The following is a 418-nucleotide window of genomic DNA, read 5'->3' as shown; positions in this document are numbered from 1 at the left end:
GGGTAAGTCTGCTGCTGTCGTGGATACGCCTTCTGGTCCGGCTGGTTTCCAGGTGGAGAACGTCTCGGTTGACGGTGCGGACTCCACGCTTAAGGACGGCTCGTTCACGGTGACTAATGGTGTTGAGCTTGCTCCTGGTGAGTCGAAGTCGTTCACGGTTGTGGTGTCGGGAACGTTTGTTCCTGGTCAGGCTGATGGCGCGGCTGCTTCGCAGTGTGACGCGGCTGTTCAGGATGCATCCAAGGGCGGGTTCTTTAACCAGGTCACGATGAAGGGTGACTCGGATGGTTCGAAGAACAACACGGCTTGCGCGACGGTGGAGAAGGCGCCGAAGTTCGCGGTGAAGAAGGAGACCTCGGGTGAGGCGTCTGCCGTGAACGGTAAGTGGTCCTCGACCTACAAGGTAACGGTGTCGAAT

Annotated in this window: 1 protein-coding gene; it reads left to right on the top strand. The window is 58.4% G+C overall.

Features of this window, described 5'->3' with window-relative positions; genetic code table 11:
- Positions 1–19 precede the first annotated feature (19 nt).
- A partial coding sequence (locus M3B90_RS09585; protein ID WP_259890157.1) for a hypothetical protein occupies positions 20–418 on the top strand: 399 nt, incomplete at its 3' end.

This window comes from Dermabacter sp. p3-SID358 (genome assembly GCF_025147465.1).
In the GTDB taxonomy this organism is placed as follows: Bacteria; Actinomycetota; Actinomycetes; order Actinomycetales; family Dermabacteraceae; genus Dermabacter.
The sequence above is the reverse complement of the archived record's forward strand: the minus strand, read 5'-3'. Positions and strand labels throughout refer to the sequence as shown.